We start from the raw sequence: 23763 nt of genomic DNA, 5'->3' as shown, positions 1-23763 counted from the left end.
CGGCCGTCGGCGATGGCCTCGGCCGACCGCGGATCTCGATCCTCGGGGCCGCCAGAGTGGAAGCACGCCGTCGATCACAAGGGCGGCGCGGCCCGTCGCCCGGACGTCGCGGAATTTCTTGGATCGTCTGAAGTTTCGGCCGGTGATGACAACCGTGCCCGCCGTACCGCCTGCCGCACCCCACAGCGTGATCTGCCACGCTCCGGTGAACAAGGGGAACAGCTCGGCTTCCAGCATTCGGCCGGGCCCCGACAGGTTGCCGGCGGTGATCCGTGCGGCATGCCCTGACTCGCCGAGCCGTGCTCGCAGGGCGTTGGTCACAGCGGTGCCGAACAGGGTGATGGCCGGCGTTCCTCCTCCTGCGCGTACGGTGTTGAGCAGTCCGGTGGCCATGCTGATGCGCTCCTGATCGACCTGGTTGACCGCTTGCGCGTCGGTTGTGCCGAGCACCAGGCCTATGCCGGTCCCGATCGTCGCCAGCGGCCGAGCCATCCGGCGGCGCCGATGCCGGGATGAAGCACGGTGAGCCAGGCGTGGCGGCCGCGATCAGTAGCAGGCTGACGGTGATCAGAGCGCGGGCGGCGGTCTCGCACAGCGTCCGCCGGAGCACACGTGCGCGCAGGCCGTGCTGACCTGCGGTGAACAGCTTGTCCAAGCGGGCGCGCGGGATCGAGCGGTGGCGGTGGTCTCAAGAGCGGCGGCCAGGCGGTGCAGGGCGCCGTTGGTGAACGGTGCTGGGTTGGTCTCGACGCAGTCGATGAAGCCGGGCTCCCGTTGGGCGCGCTCGGCGAGGTCGTGGTCGCTGAGGCCCAGTTCCTGGCGTCGGTGGACGATTCTGCGGGCGAGGTCGCCGCGGTTGGCCATGGTCGTCACCTCCTGATGCCTCGACGGTAGGCGGGTGGGCTCGTCGCGCGGGATGGGCGTTGGCCCCGCGATCGAGGACCAAAGGCCCTACGGCTTGCCGTACTGAACAAGGTCCGATGAGGGAGACGAAGGAGGAGAAATCATGATTGTTGTGGGTGTCGATGGCTCCGAGGCGAGTCGTGCGGCAGTGGAATGGGCGGCCGACGACGCCTGCCGGATGCATGAGTCGCTGCGGCTGGTGCACGCCGTGGATCGCTGGCCGTACCAGATCAACAGGTCTTCGGCCTCGGAGCCGACCGACTGGCTGATCAGGGGCGGAGAGAAGGTGCTGGCGCAGGCCGAGGAGATCGCCCGGGCGCGCCAGCCGCACGTGGAGGTCTCCACGAAGCTGCTGGAGGGTCCGGTCGCGCTGACCCTGCGCGACCAGGCGGAGGACGCTACGGAGATCGTGGTCGGCAGCCGCGGCCTAGGCGGGTTCGCCGGAGCGCTGATCGGTTCGGTCAGCATCCACGTCGCCGGTCATGCACACTGCCCGGTCGTGGTCGTCCACGCGGATCAGAGGCCGCTCACCGGACAGATCGTCGTGGGCGTGGACGACTCGCCCGAGTGCGAGCCGGCCATGGAGTACGCCTTCCGGCAGGCTTCGCTGCGCGGGGCGCGCATCGTGGCGATCCACGGCTGGCAGCTGCCTGTCGGGCTGGGCTCGCCGGAGATCTACATCGACATGGACGAGATCCGTACGGCGCAGCACCAGGTGGTCACCGACCGGCTGGCCGTACTGAAGGAGAAGTTCCCGCAGGTCGAGGTCGATGATGTGGTACGGCACGCGCATCCGGTCGAGCTGCTGCTGCAGGCCTCGGCGGAGGCCGATCTGGTCGTGGTGGGCTCGCACGGGCGAGGTGCGCTGAGATCGGCGCTGCTGGGATCGGTGAGCCGGGGTGTCCTGCATCAGGCCCGGTGCGCGGTTGCGGTCGTTCGTTCCTGACAGCAGGGACTTTGGTCCCTGCCGGTCATGAAGGCCGGCCCGGCAGAGTGTCGGCATGCGAATCCTGGTGACCGAGACACGACCGGGGCCGGCCGGGGCGCTGCTGGCCCTGGAGGGACATCACATCGCCCGCTGTCACCCGGCTGACCTGGGCGGTGCGCCCTGCGTCGGCCTGGCCCCCGGGGGAACCTGCCCGCTGGCTGAGGGTGACGTCGACCTTGTCATTGACGTCAGGCCCGAGCCTGGACCGCTCACGCTGCGCGAGGCCGGCGTCATGTGCGCCTCGCGCAGCGGCGTGCCCACGCTGGTCGCCGGCCATGTCCCGACTGGCACGAACCTGCCCGCCTGCGAGATCGACGAGGTGGTGGAGCGCTGCGCCGAGGCCGTGAGCCCCACGGGCCCGGCGGTTCTGCGCGCGGTCTACCAGGCGGTGCGGACGGTGCTGAGGAACCTGGACGCGTATCCGCTGGTGCGGCTGGTCGAGCTGGACGAGACCGTGCACATCTACGTCTCGGTCTCGCACGAGCTGAGCACGCAGGCGGTCGAGCAGGTCCGGCGGATGGCGTGGCTGGCCTACACACGGGCCACCCGAGGTGGCGTCGAGGTGGTCGCGCACGTGGCGGTGGGACCAAAGCCCGCACGAGCCGGGAGGTTCGCCGCTGCCGGGCACCTCCCGTGAAGAGCAGCCTGGGAGTGAACCTGAGGAGGTAGTGATGCCGGTCGAAGTCAAGGACGTGATGGGCCGGGTGGCCATCGCCGTCGTCCAGGACGCCACCTTCGCGGACATCGTGGCCGCGATGCGGCGCTACGCCGTCGGGGCGGTCACCGTCATCGACGCCGACCGGCGGCCCGTGGGCGTCGTCTCGGAGGACGACCTGTTGCTCAAGGAGACCGACACGGTACGGCACGCGGTCTCGATCTTCGAGGGGCGCAAGCGGCGCGCCGAGCACCAGAAGGCCGCCGGGGTCACCGCCGCCGAGCTGATGACCTCGCCCGCGATCACCGTCACGCCCGGCACGGCGCTGCGGGAGGCGGCGCGGGAGATGCACGGCAAGCGCATCAGGCAGCTGCCGGTGGTCGACCCGGTGACCGGACGGATCGTCGGCACCTTGCACCAGTCCGACGTGTTGCGGGTGTTCCTGCGCCCGCCGGAGCAGCTCCTGGAGGAGATCGAGGCGCTGCTGACCGACCCGGCCGCGTTCACGATCACGATCGACCGGGGCGTGGTCACCGTCGGCGGCACTGTCGAGCGCCACTCCCAGGCCGTGCAGGTCGTCGAGCAGATCCGCCGGGTCGAGGGCGTGGTGGACGTGGTGTCCGAGCTGGTCTCCGAGATGGACGACACCGTGATCGTCCCGCCCCTGATGTAGGCGCGGGGTGAAGAAGAGACGCGAGCTGGAGCCGCTGGCGGTGATGGTGCGCGACCTGACGACCGCGTGCATGCTGGCCGGACTGTCGGATTGCGCACGCGGCCGCGGTGGCGGCCGAGCGCGGTCTCGCCGTCGATTCGCCCTCCTTGCGCCGCATGATCGAGCAGGGCGTCGACTGCCCGGTGACCTCCAACGACGGTGGCATCAGCTTCGGCCAGGCAGTGAAGCGCCGCTCTGCTCGACCCGAGCAGAGCGGCGCTTCGTGCGCTCACACGCGGGTGAGCACGACCTTCAACGAACCCGTCTCCTGCGGCGCGGAGAACACCTCGTAGGCCTTCTCCATCTCCTCCAGCGTGAACCGGTGCGTCACGAACGCGCCGGAGTCGAGCCGCCCGGCGGCGATCATGGACAGCAGGGTGGGGGTCGAGTACGTGTCCACCAGCCCGGTCGTGATGGTGAGGTTGCGGATCCAGAGGTCCTCCAGGTGCAACGTGGCGGGCTTGCCGTGCACGCCGATGTTGGCGACGTGCCCGCCCGGCCGTACCAGACGGGTGCACAGCTCGAAGGTCTCCGGCACGCCGACGGCCTCGATGGCGACGTCGGCGCCCAGCCCGCCGGTGAGCTCAGCCACTCGACTCAAGGGGTCGTCCTTGATCACGGTGTCCGCGCCGAAGCGGGTGGCCGCCTGCAGCCGGGACTCGGCCAGGTCGACGGCGATGATCCGGCCCGGGGTGAACAGCCGGGCGGTGGCGATCGCCGCCAAGCCGATCGGGCCCGCGCCGACGACGACCACGGTGTCACCGGGGGTGACCCGGCCGTTGAGGACGCCGACCTCGTAGGAGGTGGGCAGGATGTCGGCGAGCATGAGCACGTTCTCGTCACTGACACCGTCGGGCACCAGGTGCGTGGAGGTGTCGGCGTACGGCACGCGGACGTACTCGGACTGGACGCCGTCGATCCGGTGGCCGAGGATCCAGCCGCCTCCGCCCAGGCACTGCCCGAAGGAGCCGGTACGGCAGTAGCGGCACCGGCCGCACGCGGTGATGCAGGAGATGAGCACCCGGTCGCCGGGCTTGCGGTCGCAGCCGGCGCCTGCCTCGACGATGGTGCCGACGGCCTCGTGGCCGAGGATGCGGCCGGGTTCGACAGTGGGCACGTCACCCTTGAGGATGTGCAGGTCGGTGCCGCAGATGGTGACGGCGTCGACGCGGACGATCGCGTCGGTGGGCGCCTGGATCTCCGGCTTGGGCACCTCCTGCCAGGAGCGTCGGCCGGGGCCGTGGTAGACGAGCGCTTTCATGTCATGCACCTCCGTATACGGGGAACTGCGCGGCGATGTCGTCCTCGTTCCAGGTGAGCTCGTCGCGCAGGCCGACCACGCCCGTACAGCAGCCGGATGGCCTGCCGGACCGGGTGTCGGGACCGACTGTGACGACCGGGCTGGTCATGACCTCGCGGACCAGCATGGCTACCGCCCGTCCCACTGCGGAGTGTCGTCCTCGTTCCAGGTCAGCTCGTTGACGACCTCGACGACGCCGTTGACGCGGGCGCTCATGCGGGCGGCGATCTCGGTCTCGCTGCGGCGGTCCATCCGGCCGCTGAGGGTGATCACGCCGTGGCTCGCCTTGACCTGGACGCGGTCGGTGTCGACCCAGAGCGAGCGCTCCAGCACGTCCTCGCGGACCTCCCTGGCCAGCTCCGCGTCCGGGCGGACGAAGACCTTGAGCAGGTCGCGGCGGCTGACGACGCCCAGTAGGCAGCCGTCGGCGTCGGTGACCACGAGCCGCTTGACACCTTGCTCATCCATCTTGCGGGCGGCGGCCACGGTCGAGGCGTCGGGCTCGATGGTGATCGGGGGGGCGGTCATGATCTGGGAGGCGTGGTCGCCGAGCGCCTTGCGCGGGGCGTCGCGGTGGCGGCGCCGTACGCGCAGCGGGGGCTGGTAGCCCTCGCGGTAGTACAGCTCGCGGAACTCCTCCTTGAACAGCAGGTCCGCCTCGGAGACGACGCCGGTGACGCGGCTTTCGGCGTCGAGGACCGGGACCGAGCTGACGCCGTGGGCGATGATCGCCTCGGCGACGTCCTTGAACAGTGTGCTGCCGTGGACGGAGACGACCTCGCGGGTCATGACGTCCTTCACTTTGGTACGCATGATTCCTCCTTCGGTGTTCATCTGAGGTGGCGGCGTAGGGGGGAGGGGCGGGCCTCGCGGGGCGCCAGCCGGATCCGGACGTCGACGGCCGCCGCGCCGTGCGGGGTGACGATGATCGGGTTGAGGTCGAGTTCGGCGACCTCGGGGAGGTCGTCGAGCAGGTGGCTGACGGCGACGATCTGGTCGGCCAGCGCCTCGACGTTCGCCGGTTGGCTGCCGCGGTAGCCGTACAGCAGAGGAGCGCACCGCAGCTCGCCGATCATCTCGATGGCTTCGGCCCTGGTCAGGGGCGGGACGCGGAAGACGCGGTCGCCGAGGAGTTCGGCGGTGACGCCGCCCATGCCGACCATCACCAGGGGGCCGAAGGCGGGGTAGGAGACGCCGCCGACGATGATCTCGACACCCTTCGGAAGCTGGTGCTGCGCGATCGCGCCGGTCATCTCGGGGATGGACGCGGCCATGTCGCGGTAGGCCTGCCGTACCTGCTCCTGGGTTTGCAGGCCGAGCCGTACCCCGCCGACGTCGCTCTTGTGCACCGGACCGGTGGCTTTCAGGACGGCGGGCAGCCCGATCAGGCCCGCGGCCTCGGCGGCGGTCTCCGGCCCGTCGGCAGTGATGGTCTCGGCGACCATGACGCCGTAGCAGCGCAGCAGGCGGGCGGACAGGGCCGGGTCGGCCCAGCCCTCGCCCGCGGCGTGGACCAGGGCGCGGGCGCTCTGGTCGGGCTCGGACAGGCCGGCGGGATGGGGACGGCGGCGGGATTGCGCGTAGGCGGCGACGCGGGCGAGGGCGGCGACCGCCTGCTCGGGGAAGGGATAGCTGGGCACCTGGCCCTCGATCAGGCCTTCGTGCCCCACCAGGCAGGCGAGCACGGGGACGTCGACCTTGCGGGCCGCCTCGGCGATCACCTTCCGGGTGCGCTCCAGGCCCGAGCCGAAGGGCGGGGTGTAGACGACCAGGACGGCGTCCACTTCGGGGGCGAACGTCTCGATGGCGCGGCCGATCTGCTCGGCCGGGGCTTCTGCGGTCAGGTCCATCGGGTTGCCCAGAGCCGCGCCGGCTGCCGCCTGGAAGGTCCCGGAGAGTTCGGGGACGATCAGGCCGTGCTGCTCGCAGGCGTCGGCGGCCATGGCTTCGGGGCCGCCGGAGTTGCCGATGACGGCGACGCGGCGGCCTTTCGGCAGGGGTTGGGAGGTGAGGAGGCGGGCGGTGTCGAGGAGTTCGGCGACGGTGTCGAGGCGGATCACGCCGCAGGCGCGGACCAGGGCGTCGACGGCCAGGTCGGGGGTGGCCGCGGCGGCTGTGTGGGAGCGGACGGCGCGGTCGCCGGAGTCGGATCGGCCGCTCTTGAGCAGCAGGATCGGCTTCTTGGCCGAGACTCGCCCGGCGATGCGCAGGAACTTGCGCGGGTTGCCGAAGGACTCCAGGTAGAGGGCGACGACGTCGGTGTCGGGGTCGTCCTCCCAGTGCTCCAGGAGGTCGTTGCCGCTGACGTCGGCCTTGTTGCCGACCGAGACGAAGCTGGAGACGGGCAGCCGGTCCAGGATGGCGGCGCCGACCGCGCCGGACTGCGACATGAGCGCCACCCGTCCCTTGTTCGGAAATGTCGGGAGAAAGGTGGCGTTGAGGTTTGTCGTGGTGTTCAGCAGGCCGAGGCAGTTGGGGCCGATCAGTCGCATGCCGGCGGTCCGGCAGATCTGCAGCAGTTCGGCCTCGCCGTCGTGGCCTGCTTCGGCGAAGCCGGACGACAGCACGACCAGCCCGGCCACCTGCGCTTCGGCGCAGTCGTGTGCGACTTCCAGCACGTGCCGGGCCGGGACGGCGACGACCGCCAGGTCCACCGGTCCGGGCACGGACCGCAGGTCGGGGTAGGCGGACCTGATCGCGTAGACCGGGCCATCGAAGCCGCTCTCGATCAGGTTGCGCACCACCCGGTTGCCCACGCTGGACGGGGCACGGCCCGCGCCGATCACCGCGACAGACCGGGGAGCCAGCACCCGGGCCAACGAGGCGCGCTCGGCCTGGTGGTCGCGCTGCTCGATCCGGTCACGCAGCCCGTCGGTCGGCCTGACCGAGATGCGGACGCTGACCACTCCGCTGTCGTGGTGCTGCGTGACGTCGGCGCCGAGGTCACGCAGCACCTGGATCATGGCTCTGTTCTCCGACAGCACGTCGGCGACCAGCTCGCGCACGCCGTGTTCTGCGGCGTCCAGGGCGGCATGCTCCAGCAGCAGCGTGCCCAGCCCATGGCCCTGGGCCGCGTCGTCGACGAGGATGGCCAGGTCGGCCTGCCCGCCCGCCGTGGAGATGTATTCGGCGATCGCCACCAGCCGCCCTTTCAGCAGGGCGACCAGGGCGTGGCCCCGGTAGGCGCCGCCGGTGATGCGCTCCATGTAGGTGTGCGCGGTGGCTCGCCCGCCGGTGAAGAAGCGCAGGTAGGCGGAGCGTTCCGAGGTGCGTTCGACCAGGTCGTGCAGGGCTTGGCGGTCTTCGGGGCGCAGCGGGCGCACCTGGGCGATGCCGCCGTCCTTCAGCAGCACGTCATACATCGAGGGCCCTCCGGGGTGCTCGGGGTCCAGCGGGGCCGTAGCCCAGCCGCATGATCATCTGGGGATGGCCGCCGCGGTGGGCGGGGTCTTCGTGGCGGCGCATGTCACGCAGGTCGAGGGGCTGGTTGGGGAAGGAGGCCGAGACTCCGTGCAAGGTGGCGGTCAGCAACATTCGCTGCAGCGCCTGCCCGGCGCGCAGCCAGTCCAGCGGCTCGTCGCCGGGGGTGGTGATCACGGCGAGCTGGGGTTCGCGCTCGAAGCGGGCGGTGCCGACGCGGTGGCCGAAGTCGCGGATGGGGTCGCGGGCGCCGCTTGCCTGCGGTCCGTGCACGTAGGCGGGCATGTCGGCGGTGGCCGGCTCGGCCGGGTAGGCGGTGTCACGGGCCAGCACATCCTCGGCGAGTGCGGCGAAGCGGAGGTTGAACAGCGCCGCACCGCAGCTCACATGGAGTGAGCGGCCTCGTGGGTCGCTGATGCGCAACCAGCGGTCCCAGTCGGCCAGCAGCTCCACGAACTCGCCCTTCGGCATGGTGACGACCTGCCAGGGACGAGTGTTGTGCACGGACGGAGCCTGGTCGGCGGCGAGAAGCAGACGGGTGATCGACGGGTTCATGGCGCACCTCCCGCCCTCGACGTTCGCCGAGGAGGGGGAGCGGCGGGCAGTGCCGGAGGACCCGCCGGGCAGGGACGAAAGCCCCTACGTGCCGGGAGAGCGGCTGGGGAGCGTGGCAGCATGACGAGCCTCTCCACTGCCGCGCCCGGACTCAGCGGTGCCGAAGCCGCCAGGCGGCTGGCCGCCGACGGCCCCAACACGCTGCCGGCGCCCCGACGCTCTTCCCCGGCGGTGCTGCTGCTGCGGCAGCTGGTGCACTTCTTCGCCCTGCTGCTGTGGGTCGCCGCCGTGCTCGCCTACCTGGCCGGGATGCCGCAGCTGGCCGTGGCCATCGTGATCGTGGTGCTGCTCAACGGCGGTTTCGCCTTCGCCCAGGAGTACCGGGCCGACCGGGCCGCCCAGCGGCTGTCGGCGCTGATCCCGGCCAGGGTGACCGTGCGGCGCGACGGTCGGCGGGCGGTCATCGACGCCGCCGGCCTGGTCGTGGGGGATGTGGTTCTGCTGGACGCCGGTGACCGGGTGTCGGCTGACCTGGACCTGGCCGAGGTGCGCGCTTTGGCGGTCAACGAGTCCATGCTCACCGGCGAGAGCGTGCCCGCCCACCCGTCATCGGGTGGCCGGGTCTGCGCGGGAACCTTCGTGGTGGAGGGCGAGGCCGAGGCGGTCGTGGCCGCCACCGGAGCCCGCACCCGGCTGGCGGGCATCGCCGCGCTGACCCGGCAGGCCTCCCGCCCGCCCAGCCCACTCGCCTTGCAGCTCGGCAAGGTGGTGCGGTTCGTCGCCCTGATCGCGCTGGCCGTGGGAGCGGGATTCTACGGCTTGGCGCTGCTGATGGGCATGCCGGCGGGCGACGGGTTCCTGTTCGCGCTGGGGGTCACGGTCGCGCTCGTGCCCGAGGGGCTGCTGCCGACGGTCACCCTGTCGCTGGCTCGCGCTGCCCAGAAGATGGCCGCCCGCAACGCGCTGGTCCGGCATCTGGAGGCAGTGGAGACGCTTGGCTCGGCCACCTTCATCTGCACCGACAAGACCGGCACCCTCACCGTCAACCGGATGTCCGTCGCCCGGATCTGGGGTGATGCGCCCGCGGCCCTGCGCTCGGCGGTACTCAGTTCGACAGGACGGCTGGTCGACGGCAAGCCGGTGGGCGATCCGATGGAGGTCGCCTTCCACGCCGAGGCGCTGCGTCAAGGAGTCGACGTGGAAGGCCAGGTTGCCGAGCGGTGGCCGTTCGACCCGGTGCGCCGCCGGACCGCGGTGCTGGTCGACGGGGTCCTGCATGTCAAAGGCGCTCCGGACAGGGTCCTGCCGCTCTGCTCCGCCGTACCGCCGCAAGCCGAGCAGGTCCTGGCCGAGATGGGCGCCGCCGGACTGCGGGTGCTTGCGGTGGCGGCCGGGCCTGATGAGGGCGAGCTGACCTTCCTGGGGCTGGTCGGGCTGGAGGATCCGCCGCGCGAGGACGTCGCGGAGGCGATCTGGAAGTGCCGCATCGCGGGCATCAAGCTGGCCATGGTCACCGGAGACCGTCCCGGTACGGCCCGCGCCATCGCCAGCGCGGTCGGCCTGGACGGCCCGGTCGTCACCGACCTGCCCGACGACGACGCCGCCCTCGGCGAACTGGTCGACCAGGACGGCATCGTGATCGCCCGGGTCACCCCGGAGGACAAGCTCCGCATCGCCCGCGCCCTGCGCATGCGCGGTCACGTCGTGGCGATGACCGGCGACGGCGTCAACGACGGACCAGCGCTGGGTGAGGCCGACATCGGCATCGCCATGGGCGCCTCCGGCACCGACGTCGCCCGCGAGGCCGCCGACCTGGTGCTGCTCGACGACCACTTCGCCACCATCGTCACGGCGGTCGAGCTGGGCCGGGCGACCTACGCCAACATCCGCCGCTTCCTCACCTACCACCTGACCGACAACGTCGCCGAGCTCACCCCGTTCGTGGTGTGGGCGCTGTCCGGCGGGCAGATCCCCTTGGCCGTCACCGTGCTGCAGGTGCTGGCGCTCGACATCGGCACCGACCTGCTGCCCGCCCTCGCCTTGGGCGCCGAACCGGCCAACCCGCGCACCATGGACGGCCCCGCCAGGAGCGGCAACCTGATCGACCGGCGGCTGCTCACCCGGGTCTTCGGCGTGCTCGGCCCGGCCCAGGCACTGGCCGAGATGGCCGCCTTCACCGCCGTGCTGTGGCTCGGCGGCTGGGCCTTCGGCGCCACCCCGGACGCGGCGCTGCTGGCGACCGCTTCGGGTACGGCTTTCGCCGCCGTGGTGCTCGGGCAGTTCGCCAACGCCTTCGCCTGCCGCAGCGAGTCGCGCTGGGTGGGCCGCCTGCGCTGGCGGGGCAACCGGCTGCTGCTGGGCGCGCTGGTGTTCGAGGCGGCGGCGTTGCTGCTCTTTCTGGTCCTGCCACTCGGCGGCACGTTCCCCACGACCGCCGGGTGGGCGCTGGCCGCCCTGGCCATTCCCGCGGTGCTGGTCGCGGACACGCTGCACAAGATGTGGAGGACCAAGGTCCCGATCCGGAAGGTCTAGTGCCTCTACGGCCCGTCAGGCCATCGCCGCAGGCTGTGGCGCATGGATGTCTTGGATCTGGCGCGCTGGCAGTTCGGGATCACGACCGTCTACCACTTCCTGTTCGTCCCGCTGACGATCGGGCTGTCGGTGATCGTGGCCGGACTGCAGACGGCGTGGTTTCGCACCGGCAAGGAGTCCTACCTCAAGCTGACGAAGTTCTGGGGCAGGCTGCTGCTGATCAACTTCGCCATGGGGGTGGTCACCGGGATCGTGCAGGAGTTCCAGTTCGGGATGAACTGGAGCGACTACTCCCGCTTCGTGGGTGACGTGTTCGGCGCGCCGCTGGCCATGGAGGGCCTGATCGCCTTTTTCCTGGAGTCGACCTTCCTGGGATTGTGGATTTTCGGGTGGGACCGGCTGTCGAAGCGGGTGCATCTGGCGACGATCTGGCTGGTGGCGATCGGCACCAACATTTCCGCCTATTTCATCCTTGCGGCAAATTCGTGGATGCAGCACCCGGTGGGCTACCGGATCAACAACGGCCGGGCCGAGCTGACCGACATCTGGGCCGTGCTGACCAACTCCACCGCGCTGGTCACCTATCCCCACGTCATCTTCGGCGCCTTCGTCACCGCGGGCGGCTTCGTGCTCGGCGTGAGCGCCTGGTTCCTGCTGCGCAAGCGGGATGTCTCGCTCTTCAGGACCTCGGCCAAGGTCGCCATGGTCGTGACCGCGATCGCCGCCGCCGGCGTCGCCTTCTCCGGCCACTGGCAGGCCCAGATCATGACCGAACAGCAGCCGATGAAGATGGCCGCCGCGGAAGCACTGTATGAGGACGAGCGCGGCGCCGGATTCTCCCTGTTCGCCTATGAGGACAAGGTCAACCTCCAGATCCCGTACGGCCTGAGCCTGCTGGCCACCAACACCCTCGACGGCGAGGTCCAGGGCATCGACGACATCCAGGCCCGCTCCGAGCGGCTCTACGGCCCCGGCGACTACCAGCCGGTGATCGGCCTGACCTACTGGACCTTCCGCCTGATGATCGGCTTCGGCGCCCTGTCGGCCGGGCTGGCCCTGCTCGGCCTCTGGCTGACCAGGCGCGGCAGGCACCACCCGTGGTTCTACCGGGCGGCGATGCTCGGCCTGGCCCTGCCGTTCCTGGCCAACTCGGTCGGCTGGATCTTCACCGAGATGGGCCGCCAGCCCTGGACCGTCTACGGCGTCATGCGCACCGCCTCCGCCGTCTCACCCGGTGTCGACGTCACCGAAGTGGCCATCACCCTCGTCGGGTTCACCCTGGTCTACGCCGTCCTCGCCGTCATCGAGGTACGGCTGCTGCTGAAGTTCATCCGCCTCGGCCCGCACGAGGAGCCCGAGCGGCAGCCGGCTCCCGCGCTTCGCTACTGACACGAGGGAAACGCCATGGAACTCACCACCGTCTGGTTCCTGCTCATCGCCGTGCTCTGGGCCGGGTACTTCGTGCTGGAGGGCTTCGACTTCGGCGTCGGCATCCTGCTGCCCGTGCTCGGCCGTACCCCCGTTGACCGTGACGTCATCGCCCGCACCATCGGGCCGGTCTGGGACGGCAACGAGGTGTGGCTGCTGGTCGCCGGCGGCGCGACCTTCGCCGCCTTCCCCGAGTGGTACGCCACCCTGTTCAGCGGCTTCTACCTGCCACTCTTCCTGATCCTGCTGGCGTTGATCGTGCGTGGGGTCGCCCTGGAATACCGGCGCAAGACCGACTCCGCCAAGGGCTGGGACCGCGCGCTGTTCTGGGGCTCGGCCGGTCCGGCGCTGCTGTGGGGCGTGGCGTTCGCCAACATCGTGCGCGGCGTGCCGCTGGACGCCGACCACGAGTACACCGGCACCCTGCTGACCCTGCTCAACCCCTACGCGCTGCTCGGCGGGCTGGCCACGCTCGGGCTGTTCACCCTGCACGGCGCGGTCTTCCTCGCCCTGCGCACCACGGGCGAACTGCGCGAGCGGGCGGTCCGGGCAGCCCGCGCCCTGCTGCCGGTCACCGCGGTCGTCGGCGCGCTCTTCCTGGCCGTCACCGCCGACAGCACGGCCACCTGGATCACCGCCTCACTCGCCGTCGCCGCGCTGGCGGGTGCCTTCGTCGCGGTGCTGCGGGGCAGGGACGGCTGGTCGTTCGCGGCCACCACGGCGGCGATCCTGGCGATCGTGGCCACCCTGTTCTGGAGTCTGTGGCCCGACGTGCTGCCCGCGCTCGACCCGGCCAACAGCCTCACCGTGACCAACGCGGCGTCCACGCCGTACACCCTGACCGTCATGACCTGGGTGGCGGCCGTCTTCACCCCCGTCGTCCTGGCCTACCAGGCCTGGACCTACTGGATCTTCCGCCGTCGACTGACAGGAGCGAACTGACATGGACACCGTCGTCGTGGGATACGACGGCTCGGACTTCTCGATGCAGGCCCTGGAATGGGCGATGGACGAGACCGAGCTGCGCGGAGCCGAGCTGACCGTCTGCCACGCCTGGCGCTGGCCGTACGGCGAGGCGGACCGGGCAACCGTGCTGCACCTGCGCAAGGCGGCCGAGCACGTGCTGTGGCACGGCGCCGACTGCGTGCGCCACACCAGCTCGCTCGCCCGCGTCCAGACCGACCTCTACGAGGGAGATGCAGGTGAGCGACTCGTCGAGCTGTCCGCGACTGCCCGCCTCGTCATCGTGGGTTCGCGCGGGGTGCTCGGCTCCGTAGCCGAGTACGTGGCGGCCAACGCCTCCTGCCCGGTCGTGGTCGTGCGCGGCCCCGGCCCGCTGCCCATGCCCGAGCATCTCGGTCCCGTAGTGACGGCGGACACCTCCGAAGCCGTGCTCGCCTTCGCCCGCGACGAGGCGGCGATCCGGCGCCTGACTGTGGACAGCGACATGTCCACCGACGCGACCGTGGTCGTGGTCGGCCGTGCCCGGCCAGGCCGGATCGAGGGCCAGGCGCGCGATCTGCTCCAGGAGTCCCGTTGCCCGGTCGCGGTCGTTCCTGTGGACTGAGGTCCGGCTCTCGCGGGACTTCGGCCCTGAAAGCGTCCGGGCCGACAGCGACCGCACGCTGAAGGTGAGCGACGCGGTCGGCGGGCAGCTGCTGATCAGCGGCGGGATTCACCGAGCTGCCCATTCCCGGCAAGCTCGTCGACGAGCCGACCAAGCAGGCCATGGCCGAGCGCGTCCTGCTCACGCCGGTCGAGCACCCGCGTTCGACGACGGTGCGAGCGTGCGGCGGCCCCTGTCGGAGGTCCTGGAAGTCCGGGACCAAGGTCTCTAACCGCCCGCCGCCGCAAACGGTGTGCTTGAGCCATAGGAAGAGGAGGACATCATGACCACCATCCCCCGCCACGTGATGGACACCACGCCGCGGACCACGACCCCCACCAAGCCCGTCGACCGCGTCTGGGCGATCACTCGCATCTCGATCGGCTGGGTGTTCCTCTGGGCGTTCCTCGACAAGACCTTCGGCTGGGGCTTCGCCACCCCCGCCGAGCGCGCCTGGATCAACGGCGGCAGCCCCACCACCGGCTTCCTCAAGGGCACCGGCGAGAACGCCCTGGGCGGCTTCTTCTCGGGCCTGGCCGGACAGGCCTGGGTGGACTGGCTGTTCATGGCCGGCCTGCTCGGCATCGGCCTGGCACTGACCCTGGGCGTCGGCACCCGCGTCGCCGCCGCGACCGGTGGCCTGCTGCTCATGCTGATGTGGGCGGCCGAGCTGCCCCTGGCCAACAACCCGTTCATGGACGATCACGTCATCTACACCATCGTGCTGATCGGCCTGGCTCTGGCGGGCGCCGGCAACACCTTCGGGCTCGGCAAGTACGTGCGCCAGCCGTACCTGAAGTAGATGAGCGGGCGACCAACGCCCATCCCCGCAAGGGATGGGCGTTTCGTCGTTACGGTGCGAAACTCGCTGATGTGTCGAATCCCTTGATCCCGCACATGAGACTGGACGAGTTGCTATCCGAGCTCCAGGTACGTCTGAACGCCGTCCTGGCCACCCGTGATCGGGTGCATGCTCTCCTGGACGCGGTGGTGTCCGTTGGCGGCGACCTCGACCTGGAGACCGTGCTGCGCCGGATCGTGGAGACCGCCACCAACCTCGTCGATGCCAGCTACGGCGCGCTCGGCGTGGTGGGCCAGGAGCACACGCTGCTGCAGTTCATCCCGGTCGGCCTGACCGAGGAGGAGATCGCCGCCATCGAGCACTGGCCGCACGGGCTCGGCCTGCTCGGCCTGCTCATCAAGGACGCCCGGCCGCTGCGCATGGCCCGGATCTCCGACCATCCCGAGTCCTACGGCTTCCCGCCCGGCCACCCGCCGATGGGCAGTTTCCTCGGTGTGCCGATCCGGGTCCGTGACGACGTGTTCGGCAACCTCTACCTGACCGAGAAACGCGGCGGCGCAGAGTTCGACGAAGAGGACGAGGCGATCGTCATCGCGCTGGCCACCGCCGCCGGTGTCGCGGTGGAGAACGCCCGCCTGTACGAGGAGACCCGCAGCCGGGAGACGTGGCTGCGTGCCTCCTCCGAGATCACCACCAGCCTCCTGTCCGGCGCGGAGTCGCAGGAGGTGCTGCGGATGATGGCGGTCAGCGCCCGCCAGATGACGGACGCCGACCTGTCGGCCGTGCTGCTGCCGGCCGACGGTGGGCTGCGGGTCGAGATCGCCGACGGCCAGGCCCCCGACGACCTGATCGTCCCCATGGAGGGCAGCCTGGCCGGGGCGGCCTTCACCCGAGGCGAGTCCATGAGCGATGGCAACCTGCAGAACTCCGCCTATCTCAACTCTCCGCTGAAGGAACTCGGATTCGGTCCCGGGCTGGTGGTTCCGCTCGGCGCGCAGCCCGCCGTCCGCGGCGCGCTGATGCTCGCCAAGCGGCCTGGACGCATCCCGTTCAGCGGCGGCGAGCAGAAGATGCTGGAGGCTTTCGCCGGCCAGGCGGCCATCGCGCTGGAGCTGGCCGAGGCGCGCAAGGACGCCGAACGGCTCGGGCTGCTGGAAGATCGCGACCGCATCGCCAAGGACCTGCACGACGTGGTCATCCAGCGGCTGTTCGCGGTCGCGATGACGCTGATGGGCGCGGTGCGGCTGGTCGAGCGGCCGGAAGCGTCCACCCGGCTCCAGCACGCCATCGACGAGCTCGACGGCACCATCCGCCAGATCCGCTCGACGATCTTCGCTCTGCAGGGCGTACGGGGGTCCGGGTCGCCCAGCCTGCGCGCCCAGATCGTCGACCTGGTCGAAGGCGCGCGCGGCCACCTGGGCTTCATGCCGGGCCTCAGCATGGAGGGCCAGCTCGACCACCAGGTCCCTGAGGCGCACGCCGAACACCTGCTGGCCGTGCTGCGCGAAGCACTGTCGAACGTGGTACGCCACGCCAAGGCCACCCGTGCGGACGTCACCGTCGAGGTCGCCGGGCAGCGACTCAGCCTCGTCGTGGCTGACAACGGTGTCGGGATCGGCTCGGATCGCCGGAGCGGCCTGCGCAACCTGGAGGATCGGGCGGCCCAGCTCGGCGGTGCCCTGGAGGTGGAGTCGGCTAACGGGACACGGATCCGGTGGTGTGTTCCGCTGTGATGCGACGGCCGCTCACCTGCTCGACCCGGACGACGATGTAGTGGTCCCGGCCGCCGGGCGCCCAGGAATCCAGGGGCAAGCCTTTGAGCCTGGCCAGTTCCTCCGGGTCGAGCACGACCGCGGCGTGCCCCACCACGGAGACCGACCAGCCGGCGCGCCGGCGCATGTCGAACTCGTCGGCCTCGAAAGCCACCACGGCCTGCCTGGCCGCCACCGCGAGCTTCGACCCTCGACCGGTTCTGATGACGATGTCATCGCCGTCGAGCAGGAAGTTCACGGGCTGTACGGCGGGCAGCGCGCGATCGGTGAAGACGATCCGGCCCAGCTGGACAGTCGACAGCAGCTGCAGGCATTCCTGCCGGGAGAGCACTTGAAGCCCGGAACCGTCGTATTGCATGCCATCCAGCATGTCGGGCGCCCCTGCCCGGAATCAGAGGCGAAAGTCCCTCTATTTCTGACGATCCGCCTTGAGCCGGGCGGCCATTGCGGCGGCCTGGGTGCGGCGCTGCATGTTGAGCTTGCTCAGCAGGTTCGACACGTAGTTCTTGACGGTCTTCTCGGCCAGGTGCAGCCGCTCGCCGATCTGCCGGTTGGTCAGCCCCTCGCCGATCAACTCCAGGATGTGCCGCTCCTGCTCCGACAGTGCCTGCAGCGGATCCTTGCGGCTGGCCTGCTCGCGCAACCGCTGCAGCATGGTCGCTGTGGTCTGCGGGTCCAGCAGCGACTGGCCTTTCGCGACCGTGCGCACGGCGCCGATCAGGTCGCTGCCGTGGATCTGCTTGAGCACATATCCAGACGCTCCGGCCATCACCGCGTCGAACAAGGCGTCGTCATCGGCGTAGGAGGTCAGCATCAGGCAGTGCAGCTCGGGCAGGCGGGAGCGTACCTCGCGGCAGACGTCCACGCCGCTGCCGTCGGGCAGGCGCACGTCCAGCACCGCCACGTCCGGCTTGAGCGCCGGGATGCGGGCGATGGCGGAGGAGGCGGTCCCGGCCTCACCGATCACCTCGATGTCGTCCTCGGACTCCAGCAGGGCGGCCACGCCGCGCCGTACCACCTCGTGATCGTCGAGCAGGAACACGCGAATCATGCCTGTGACGCTAGTCCTCATCCGGGCCCGCGAGTAGGGACCAAAGTCACCTCCGCACCACGAGCGGAGGTCAGGGTCTTACGCCCCTCCCCAGCGCTGACATGATCACCGCCGTCGTGCTCCTCTTCCTGGCCCTCGCCGCCGAAGGCTCGCTCCTGCTGGGCATGACCATGAGCAGAGCCGACGCCGGGATCCACCGCCTGACCCGCCGGCTCGGCCACCACCTGGCGCTCGCCGAACCCGCCGGACCCGCGCCCGAACAGCTCGACGACCTGCGCGCCTGCCTGTATGGCCTGCACGCCGTTCCGACCCTGCACTTCGCCCGGGAGGAAGACGCCTATTTCTCGCGCAGACAGGCCGATGGTCCCACCGACCGGTGACCTTCGCCCGCAGTGGTGCGAACCCCCTGCTTGGTCTGCTGAGAGTGACCCGAAGGAGGGACAGCCATGTCCGTCACCCCGTTACCGCCCAGACGCAAGCCGGGGCACTGGGGGGCGACCGCGCTGGTCGTCGGTGACATGATCGGCTCCGGCGTCTTCCTGCCGCCCGGCGGCGCGGCGGCCCTGACCCTGTGGGCGTCCATCGGCATCGAGTCGGCCACCGTCCCCGCCGAGGACGTCCGTGACCCCGGGCGGACCATCCCGCGCGCCATGATCATCGGCACGGTCGTCACCGCCGCCGCCGTCTGCATCCTGGGTACCGTCGCCGCCTTCGCCGACGCGGCAGCCGCGATGTTCGGCAGCTGGGCCGGCACCGCGGTCGCCGTCGGCGCGATCATGAGCGCTTTCGGCGCGCTCAACGGCTGGATCCTGCTGCAGGGCCAGGTGCCCCTGGCCGCCGCCCGCGACGGGCTCTTCCCGGCGGTCTTCGCCAAGCTCACCCGCTGGGACACCCCCCGCCGTCGGGCTGATCGTCTCCAGTGTGATGGTCACCGCCCTGATGCTGTGGACCATCGCGGGCTCCGGCTACGAGGGCCAACCGGTTGCCTGTCGCGCAAGCCGTACTGGAGTGTCTGACATGAGAGTCGTCGTCGCGGTCGGCGGCAATGCCCTCCTGCGCCGCGGAGATCGGGTCGAGGCCGCCACGCAACTGCGCAACGTCGAACTGGTCACGCGCGCCCTGGCGCTGGTCGTGCACGGCAACGGCCCCCAGGCCGGGCAGCTCGCCGAGGAGAGCGCCCCGGGACTCGACACCCTCGTGGCGGAGACGCAGGGCATGATCGGCTACTGGCTGGCCCAGGGGATCGGCAGGAACCTGCCGGACCGTCCGGTGGCCGCGCTCGTCACACAGGTGGTCGTCAACGCCGCCGGTCCGGCGTTCGCTGAGCCGACCAGACCCGTCGGCCCCCACCACCCGGCTCCGGGTGGCGACGGAGCCTTCGTCCAGGACAGGTACGGCTGGCGCCAGGTCGTCGCGTCGCCCGCCCCGCACCTCGTCGCCGGACTGCTGGCCGAGCAGATCGGTGCCGACCTCCTGGTCATCCGGACCGACGTGCCGCAGGTCCTGCGCGAATACGGCACGCCCTGCGAGCGGCCCAACCTGTCAGCCGCGCCCGGCGACCTGGAGCCCGCCGAATTCATGCGGCCGAAGATCGAGGCCGTTCGCCGGTTCGTGAGCGTCACAGAACGCCCAGCGGTGATCGGCGCGCTGGAGGAGATGGCGCTCGTCCTGAAGGGCGAGGCCGGGACACGTATCGAAAGGAAGCCATGATGGCCGCGGTGATCGTCGAAGGAGTGCGCAAGCACTACGGCCCGGTGCGCGCGGTGGACGGGGTGAGCTTCACCATCGAGCCGGGCGAGGTGTTCGCCCTGCTCGGCCCCAACGGCGCGGGCAAGACCACGCTCGTGGAGATCCTGGAGGGCCATCGTGACCGGGACGGGGGCACGGTCTCGGTGCTGGGCTACGACCCGGCGACCGGCGGGCGGGCCTACCGCGAGCACATCGGGATCGTGCTGCAGGAGGCGGGCTTCGAGGAGGAGTTCTCCGTCTTCGAACTCGTCCGGCTCTACGCCGGGTTCTACCGGAACTCACGCTCGCCCGACGAGGTGATCGAGCAGGTCAGTCTGAAGGACAAGCGTGACGCCAAGGTGCGGACCCTGTCCGGCGGTCAGCGCCGCCGCCTGGATCTGGCACTCGGCCTGGTCGGTCGGCCCGAGGTGCTCTTCCTGGACGAGCCGACGACCGGCTTCGACCCCTCCGCCCGGCACAAGGCATGGGAGCTGATCGACGCGCTGAGGGAGTCGGGCACCACGGTCCTGCTCACCACCCACTACATGGACGAGGCGCAGCACCTCGCCGACCGGGTAGCGGTCCTGCGCGAGGGCCGCCTGGTGGCGATCGGCCCGCCCGGCTCGCTGGCCGGGACCGAGCAGCTCAGCGTGCTCTCCTTCCGGCTGCCCGACGGTACGGCTGCCGCGGACCTGCCGGCGCTGGCGGGCCGGATCGAGGTCCAGGGCGCCACCGTCGCCGTGCACACCGGGCAGCCCGCCCGCGACATGCACACGATCACCGGCTGGGCGCTGGACCGGGGCGCCGAGTTACCCGGTCTGACGCTCTCGCGGCCAACGCTGGAGGAGGTCTATCTGGAGCTGGTGCGGTCATGATCACGAGACTGGTCAGGCACGAGGTCGTCTCGTTCTTCCGCTCCCCGATCGCCGCGATCTTCACGGTGGCGATGCCGCTGATGATGATGGTGATCGTCGGCGCGGCCATCGGCAACGCGACGGTCGACCCCGCCTCGGGCGTGCGGGTGATGCAGTTCGTCGTGCCGGTGATGGTGGTCTTCGGCGTCGCCCAGGGCTGCTTCGGTGCGCTGGCGATCCATCTGGCCGACCTGCGTGACCGGGGTTGGCTGAAGCGGCTGCGCGGCACGCCCGTTCCCGCGTGGGCGGTGCTGGCCGGGCTGGCGGGCTCCGTGCTGGTCGTTTCGGCGATCACCGTCGCGCTCCTGATCGGCGCCGGGCTGGTCTTCTACGACCTGCAGATCGTCTGGCGGACCATGCCCGCGCTGCTGCTCACCCTGCTGCTGGGCGCGCTGGCCTTCACCACGCTCGGCTTCGCCGTGGTCGCCCTGGTGCGCAGCGCGGCGGCCGTGCAGCTGCTGGGGACCGGGTTGCTGCTGGCGCTGGCGTTCATCTCCGACGTCATCCTGGTCGGCGCCAAGCTGCCCGGCTGGCTGGACACCGTGGGGTGGATCTTCCCGCTGCGCCACCTGGCCCACGCCGTGCGTGACTGCTTCAACCCCTTCCTGACCGGGGCCGGGTTCTCCGGTGATCACCTGCTCGTGCTGGCGGCGTGGGGTGTCGGCGGCGCGGCGGTGGCGCTGGGGCGCTTCAGCTGGGAACGGCCGACCGCCAGAGCCGGCGTGGTCAGGTCGTCTCGGCCACGCCGGGTGAGCCGCTCGGTCGTGCTCGGGCAGATCGGGCACGCACTGGCCAGACTGCGCCGGGATCCGGCGACGGCCTTCTTCACTGTCGCGCTGCCGGTTCTGCTGCTCGCGCTGGTCTCGCTCATCTTCCGCGGGGCGCTGGTCAACGGCGTCGAACTGCCGCTGTTCATGCTCGCCGCGATGATCACCTATTCCGTGGGCGCGGCCTGCTACCTCAATCTCGCCGAGGCCCTGTCCGGTGACCGGGACAGGGGAGTGCTGAAGCGGCTGGCCGGCACCCCGCTGCCGCGCTCGGTCTACTACGGCGGCTGGGTGGCGAGCGCGCTGCTGGTCAGCCTGGCCACCGCCCTCACTCTCGCCCTGGTCGCCTGGCTCGGCTACGGTGTCCCGCTCACCGTCGCCGCCCTGCCCGGCGTGCTGGCCGCGATGACCCTGGGCGTCGCCTGCTTCGCTGTCCTGGGTGCCGTCGTCGCCTCCCTCGCCGCCAAGCCGCAGACGGCCGGCGTCCTCGCCCTGGGCACCTTCCTGCCGCTGGCCTTCGTCTCCGACGTGTTCGTCATCGGGGGCCCGCTGCCGGGCGTCCTGCAGGTCGTCGGGGACTTCTTCCCGCTCAAGCACCTCGCGCACGCGCTGCTGGCCGCCCTGGACGGCCGGCCCTGGCCGTGGCTGGATCTCGCGGTCATCGCCGCCTGGGCAGCGGCCGGAGCCGTCATCCTGCGGGTGCGGCGACATGCATGAACGGCGCCCCTGACGGACATATCGCCAAAGAGGAGGACACGATGAAGGTTCGGGGAATCCTGGCGCTTGTGCTGCTGGCCGCGGGCTGTGGCGGCGTGTCAGCTCCGCAGGCGACCGCCACAGCCACGGTGACCGTCCCGGCAACCGTCACAGCGACCGCCACCGTGACCACGTCCCCGCCCACGACGCCGACCCGTCCGCCAGAGTCCCGGCTGGTCGCGGGCTACTATCAGCCGCTGTGGCCCTTCACGAGCCCGGCCGAGGTGCGAGCCTGGCTGGAGGCCTACCGCTCCGGCGGACACCAGCCCTGGCACCTGGACGCCCGCCGTACCGCACTCGGCTTCACCCAGGGCTACCTGGGCTTCCGTGAGATCGACCAGGTCGTCTCGACCACGACCGAAGGCATCCACGCGAGGGTGACGGTCGGGTTCCTCAGCCAGGAAAGCCCCGAGCCGCTGGTCGCCGCGGTGATCCATCTCGTCCGGTACGGCACGGGCCTCGACGCGCCCTGGGAGGTGGTCGGCACCGACGACACCACCCTCAGCCTCACCACACCCCGGTACGGCTCGGCCATGCGCTCGCCCATGACCGTGGGCGGCAGGATCACCGGGGTGGACGAGAGCATCCACGTCAAGGTGCTCCAGCGCAAGGTCCTGGGCGAGGTGCGCGCCATCCCCGCCGGCGGAGAGAACCAGCCGTGGACGGCCAAGGTCTCGTTCACGGCCACGCCCGGCCGGACGGTGACAGTGGTCGCCTCCACCGGGGGTCACGTCGCGGACGTGGAACGCTTCGCGGCGACGGGCGGCGCCGCCTCCTGACGGCACGCGGCCCGCCCAGTCGCCGTGGCCGGGACCGAAGTCCTTGACGCGCGGGACCAACGGCCATGGGCGGGCCGCAGCGGGACCGGTGTCATGGAGGGAACTCACCACACGAGGAGGGCGTCATGATCGTGGTCGGAGTGGACGGCTCGCATGCCGGGCTCGAAGCGGTGGCCTGGGCCGCCAGGGAGGCGCGGCTGCGCGGCCTGTCGCTGCGGATCGTCCACGCGATGCCGGGCTGGGCCATCGAGAACCGCACCGGGCACTACCAGGAAGTCGCCAAGTGGATGCGCGACGGCGCCGCGTCAGTGGTGGAAGCCGGGCTCGGCCGGGCGCGCCACGAGGAGCCGGAGGTCAAGGCGGACTCGGCCCTGCTGCCGGGAGACGCCCGCGTCGCCCTGATCGACGCGGCGAAGGACGCCGAGCTGCTGGTCGTCGGCAACCACGGGCTGGGCGGCGTGCGCGGGTTGCTGATCGGGTCGGTGGCGTACGGCGTGGCCGGGCACGCGGCCTGTGACGTGGTCATCGTCCGGCGGCTGCCCGCGCAGCCACGAGGCGAGCTGGTGGTCGGAGTGGACGGTTCCGCCGTCGGCGCCGAAGTGCTGGCATTCGCCTTCGCCGAAGCCCAACTGCGCGGACTGCGGCTGCGTGCGGTACACGCATGGACCTGGCTCGACGTGGGCGGCGGGTTCCTAACGGTGCCCGACGACTTCGACGACGAGAAGAACGAGGTCCGGATGCTGGCCGAGGCCCTGGCGGGGTGGCGGGAGCGCTATCCGGACGTCGAGGTGGTGCCGGAGGTGGTCAGGGGGCACGCCGTCGAGGTGCTGCGCCAGGCTGCCGAGCGTGCGGACCTGCTGGTGGTCGGCTCGCATGGGCATGGAGAGTTCGCCGGTCTGGTGTTCGGTTCGGTGAGCCAGGCTCTGTTGCACCACGCGCCGTGCCCGATGGCGGTGGTCCGCACCCGCGCATGACGTACGGCTGAGCCGTCCGGTGGCCAACCGGGCGGCTTCGCCATGTCAGCTGCCCGGTACCTGAGTCCGAAGGTCCCGGCCGGACGTGCCGATGGTCCCTGCCGAGGTGGTGGTGGGAGGT

General features: G+C 70.8%; 25 protein-coding genes. 17 read left to right on the top strand and 8 right to left on the bottom strand.

What is annotated here, in order from left to right; all coding sequences use genetic code 11:
* Positions 1-567: 567 nt before the first annotated feature.
* The gene (locus ACTWNK_RS23785) at positions 568-864 is read right to left on the bottom strand and encodes a hypothetical protein (protein ID WP_474306679.1); all 297 of its coding nucleotides are present in this window, start codon (positions 862-864) and stop codon (positions 568-570) included.
* A 142-nt stretch (positions 865-1006) separates the two neighbouring features.
* Between ACTWNK_RS23785 and ACTWNK_RS23780 the strand changes: the two genes are divergently transcribed.
* From ACTWNK_RS23780 to ACTWNK_RS23770, 3 genes are read left to right on the top strand one after another with little or no spacing between them, the layout of a single operon-like run.
* Positions 1007-1849: a universal stress protein gene (locus tag ACTWNK_RS23780; RefSeq protein WP_474306678.1), complete on the top strand. Its 843-nt coding sequence runs from the start codon at positions 1007-1009 to the stop codon at positions 1847-1849.
* A gap of 55 nt (positions 1850-1904) precedes the next feature.
* A complete protein-coding gene (locus ACTWNK_RS23775) occupies positions 1905-2528 on the top strand; it encodes a hypothetical protein (RefSeq protein WP_474306677.1) in 624 nt (207 codons plus the stop codon).
* A 34-nt stretch (positions 2529-2562) separates the two neighbouring features.
* Positions 2563-3219 (top strand): CBS domain-containing protein, encoded by a 657-nt coding sequence (locus tag ACTWNK_RS23770; RefSeq protein ID WP_474306676.1) that lies wholly within the window; start codon positions 2563-2565, stop codon positions 3217-3219.
* A 268-nt stretch (positions 3220-3487) separates the two neighbouring features.
* On the opposite strand, the gene ACTWNK_RS23765 is transcribed toward ACTWNK_RS23770, so the two are convergent.
* The 5 genes from ACTWNK_RS23765 to ACTWNK_RS23745 are packed head-to-tail and all read right to left on the bottom strand — an operon-like array spanning position 3488 to position 8482.
* The gene (locus ACTWNK_RS23765; RefSeq protein WP_474306675.1) at positions 3488-4519 is read right to left on the bottom strand and encodes a zinc-dependent alcohol dehydrogenase family protein; all 1032 of its coding nucleotides are present in this window, start codon (positions 4517-4519) and stop codon (positions 3488-3490) included.
* Position 4520: 1 nt separating this feature from the next.
* Entirely contained in the window at positions 4521-4685 is a 165-nt protein-coding gene (locus ACTWNK_RS23760; RefSeq protein ID WP_474306674.1) for a hypothetical protein, read from the bottom strand.
* A 2-nt stretch (positions 4686-4687) separates the two neighbouring features.
* The gene (locus ACTWNK_RS23755) at positions 4688-5371 is read right to left on the bottom strand and encodes a CBS domain-containing protein (RefSeq protein WP_474306673.1); all 684 of its coding nucleotides are present in this window, start codon (positions 5369-5371) and stop codon (positions 4688-4690) included.
* Between the two features lie 17 nt (positions 5372-5388).
* The gene (locus ACTWNK_RS23750; RefSeq protein WP_474306672.1) at positions 5389-7920 is read right to left on the bottom strand and encodes a bifunctional acetate--CoA ligase family protein/GNAT family N-acetyltransferase; all 2532 of its coding nucleotides are present in this window, start codon (positions 7918-7920) and stop codon (positions 5389-5391) included.
* Positions 7913-8482 carry a hypothetical protein gene (locus tag ACTWNK_RS23745; protein WP_474306671.1) on the bottom strand — a complete coding sequence of 190 codons (570 nt, stop codon included), beginning with the start codon at positions 8480-8482 and terminating at the stop codon, positions 7913-7915. The genes ACTWNK_RS23750 and ACTWNK_RS23745 overlap by 8 nt, the downstream gene beginning before the upstream one ends.
* Positions 8483-8516: 34 nt before the next feature.
* Here ACTWNK_RS23745 and ACTWNK_RS23740 point away from each other — a divergent pair, with 34 nt between their 5' ends.
* From ACTWNK_RS23740 to ACTWNK_RS23710, 7 genes are all read left to right on the top strand, one after another.
* Positions 8517-8657, top strand: coding sequence for a hypothetical protein (locus ACTWNK_RS23740; protein WP_474306670.1), 141 nt, complete (start codon positions 8517-8519; stop codon positions 8655-8657).
* Positions 8654-11065, top strand: coding sequence for a cation-translocating P-type ATPase (locus tag ACTWNK_RS23735; RefSeq protein ID WP_474306669.1), 2412 nt, complete (start codon positions 8654-8656; stop codon positions 11063-11065). Before ACTWNK_RS23740 ends, ACTWNK_RS23735 begins: the two co-directional genes overlap by 4 nt.
* Before the next feature lie 42 nt (positions 11066-11107).
* A complete protein-coding gene (locus ACTWNK_RS23730) occupies positions 11108-12454 on the top strand; it encodes a cytochrome ubiquinol oxidase subunit I (RefSeq protein WP_474306668.1) in 1347 nt (448 codons plus the stop codon).
* Between the two features lie 15 nt (positions 12455-12469).
* Positions 12470-13435 carry a cytochrome d ubiquinol oxidase subunit II gene (cydB, locus tag ACTWNK_RS23725; RefSeq protein WP_474306667.1) on the top strand — a complete coding sequence of 322 codons (966 nt, stop codon included), beginning with the start codon at positions 12470-12472 and terminating at the stop codon, positions 13433-13435.
* 1 nt (position 13436) lies between these two features.
* Positions 13437-14060, top strand: coding sequence for a universal stress protein (locus ACTWNK_RS23720; RefSeq protein ID WP_474306666.1), 624 nt, complete (start codon positions 13437-13439; stop codon positions 14058-14060).
* A 322-nt stretch (positions 14061-14382) separates the two neighbouring features.
* Positions 14383-14901, top strand: a complete 519-nt coding sequence (locus ACTWNK_RS23715) for a hypothetical protein (RefSeq protein ID WP_474306665.1) — start codon at positions 14383-14385, stop codon at positions 14899-14901.
* Between the two features lie 95 nt (positions 14902-14996).
* Positions 14997-16634: a sensor histidine kinase gene (locus tag ACTWNK_RS23710; protein WP_474306664.1), complete on the top strand. Its 1638-nt coding sequence runs from the start codon at positions 14997-14999 to the stop codon at positions 16632-16634.
* On the opposite strand, the gene ACTWNK_RS23705 is transcribed toward ACTWNK_RS23710, so the two are convergent.
* Both ACTWNK_RS23705 and ACTWNK_RS23700 read right to left on the bottom strand, forming a co-directional pair.
* Entirely contained in the window at positions 16597-17031 is a 435-nt protein-coding gene (locus tag ACTWNK_RS23705; protein WP_474306663.1) for a pyridoxamine 5'-phosphate oxidase family protein, read from the bottom strand. The genes ACTWNK_RS23710 and ACTWNK_RS23705 overlap by 38 nt on opposite strands.
* A 51-nt stretch (positions 17032-17082) precedes the next feature.
* On the bottom strand, positions 17083-17724 hold the full coding sequence (locus tag ACTWNK_RS23700) for a response regulator transcription factor (protein ID WP_474306662.1): 642 nt from the start codon (positions 17722-17724) through the stop codon (positions 17083-17085).
* Between the two features lie 101 nt (positions 17725-17825).
* Between ACTWNK_RS23700 and ACTWNK_RS23695 the strand changes: the two genes are divergently transcribed.
* From ACTWNK_RS23695 to ACTWNK_RS23665, 7 genes are all read left to right on the top strand, one after another.
* Entirely contained in the window at positions 17826-18104 is a 279-nt protein-coding gene (locus ACTWNK_RS23695) for a hypothetical protein (protein WP_474306661.1), read from the top strand.
* Between the two features lie 66 nt (positions 18105-18170).
* Positions 18171-18740, top strand: a complete 570-nt coding sequence (locus ACTWNK_RS23690) for an APC family permease (RefSeq protein ID WP_474306660.1) — start codon at positions 18171-18173, stop codon at positions 18738-18740.
* A 1-nt stretch (position 18741) separates the two neighbouring features.
* Positions 18742-19434 carry an amino acid kinase family protein gene (locus ACTWNK_RS23685; protein ID WP_474306659.1) on the top strand — a complete coding sequence of 231 codons (693 nt, stop codon included), beginning with the start codon at positions 18742-18744 and terminating at the stop codon, positions 19432-19434.
* Entirely contained in the window at positions 19434-20327 is an 894-nt protein-coding gene (locus ACTWNK_RS23680; RefSeq protein ID WP_474310967.1) for an ABC transporter ATP-binding protein, read from the top strand. Before ACTWNK_RS23685 ends, ACTWNK_RS23680 begins: the two co-directional genes overlap by 1 nt.
* On the top strand, positions 20324-21850 hold the full coding sequence (locus ACTWNK_RS23675) for an ABC transporter permease (protein ID WP_474306658.1): 1527 nt from the start codon (positions 20324-20326) through the stop codon (positions 21848-21850). The genes ACTWNK_RS23680 and ACTWNK_RS23675 overlap by 4 nt, the downstream gene beginning before the upstream one ends.
* A gap of 41 nt (positions 21851-21891) precedes the next feature.
* Positions 21892-22668 (top strand): hypothetical protein, encoded by a 777-nt coding sequence (locus ACTWNK_RS23670; protein WP_474306657.1) that lies wholly within the window; start codon positions 21892-21894, stop codon positions 22666-22668.
* A 125-nt stretch (positions 22669-22793) separates the two neighbouring features.
* Positions 22794-23642 (top strand): universal stress protein, encoded by an 849-nt coding sequence (locus tag ACTWNK_RS23665; protein WP_474306656.1) that lies wholly within the window; start codon positions 22794-22796, stop codon positions 23640-23642.
* Positions 23643-23763: the final 121 nt, after the last annotated feature.

The sequence above is a fragment of the Nonomuraea sp. IBHARD001 genome (assembly GCF_056106265.1).
Note: the sequence above shows the minus strand (reverse complement) of the source record. Positions and strands in the feature narration are given on the sequence as shown.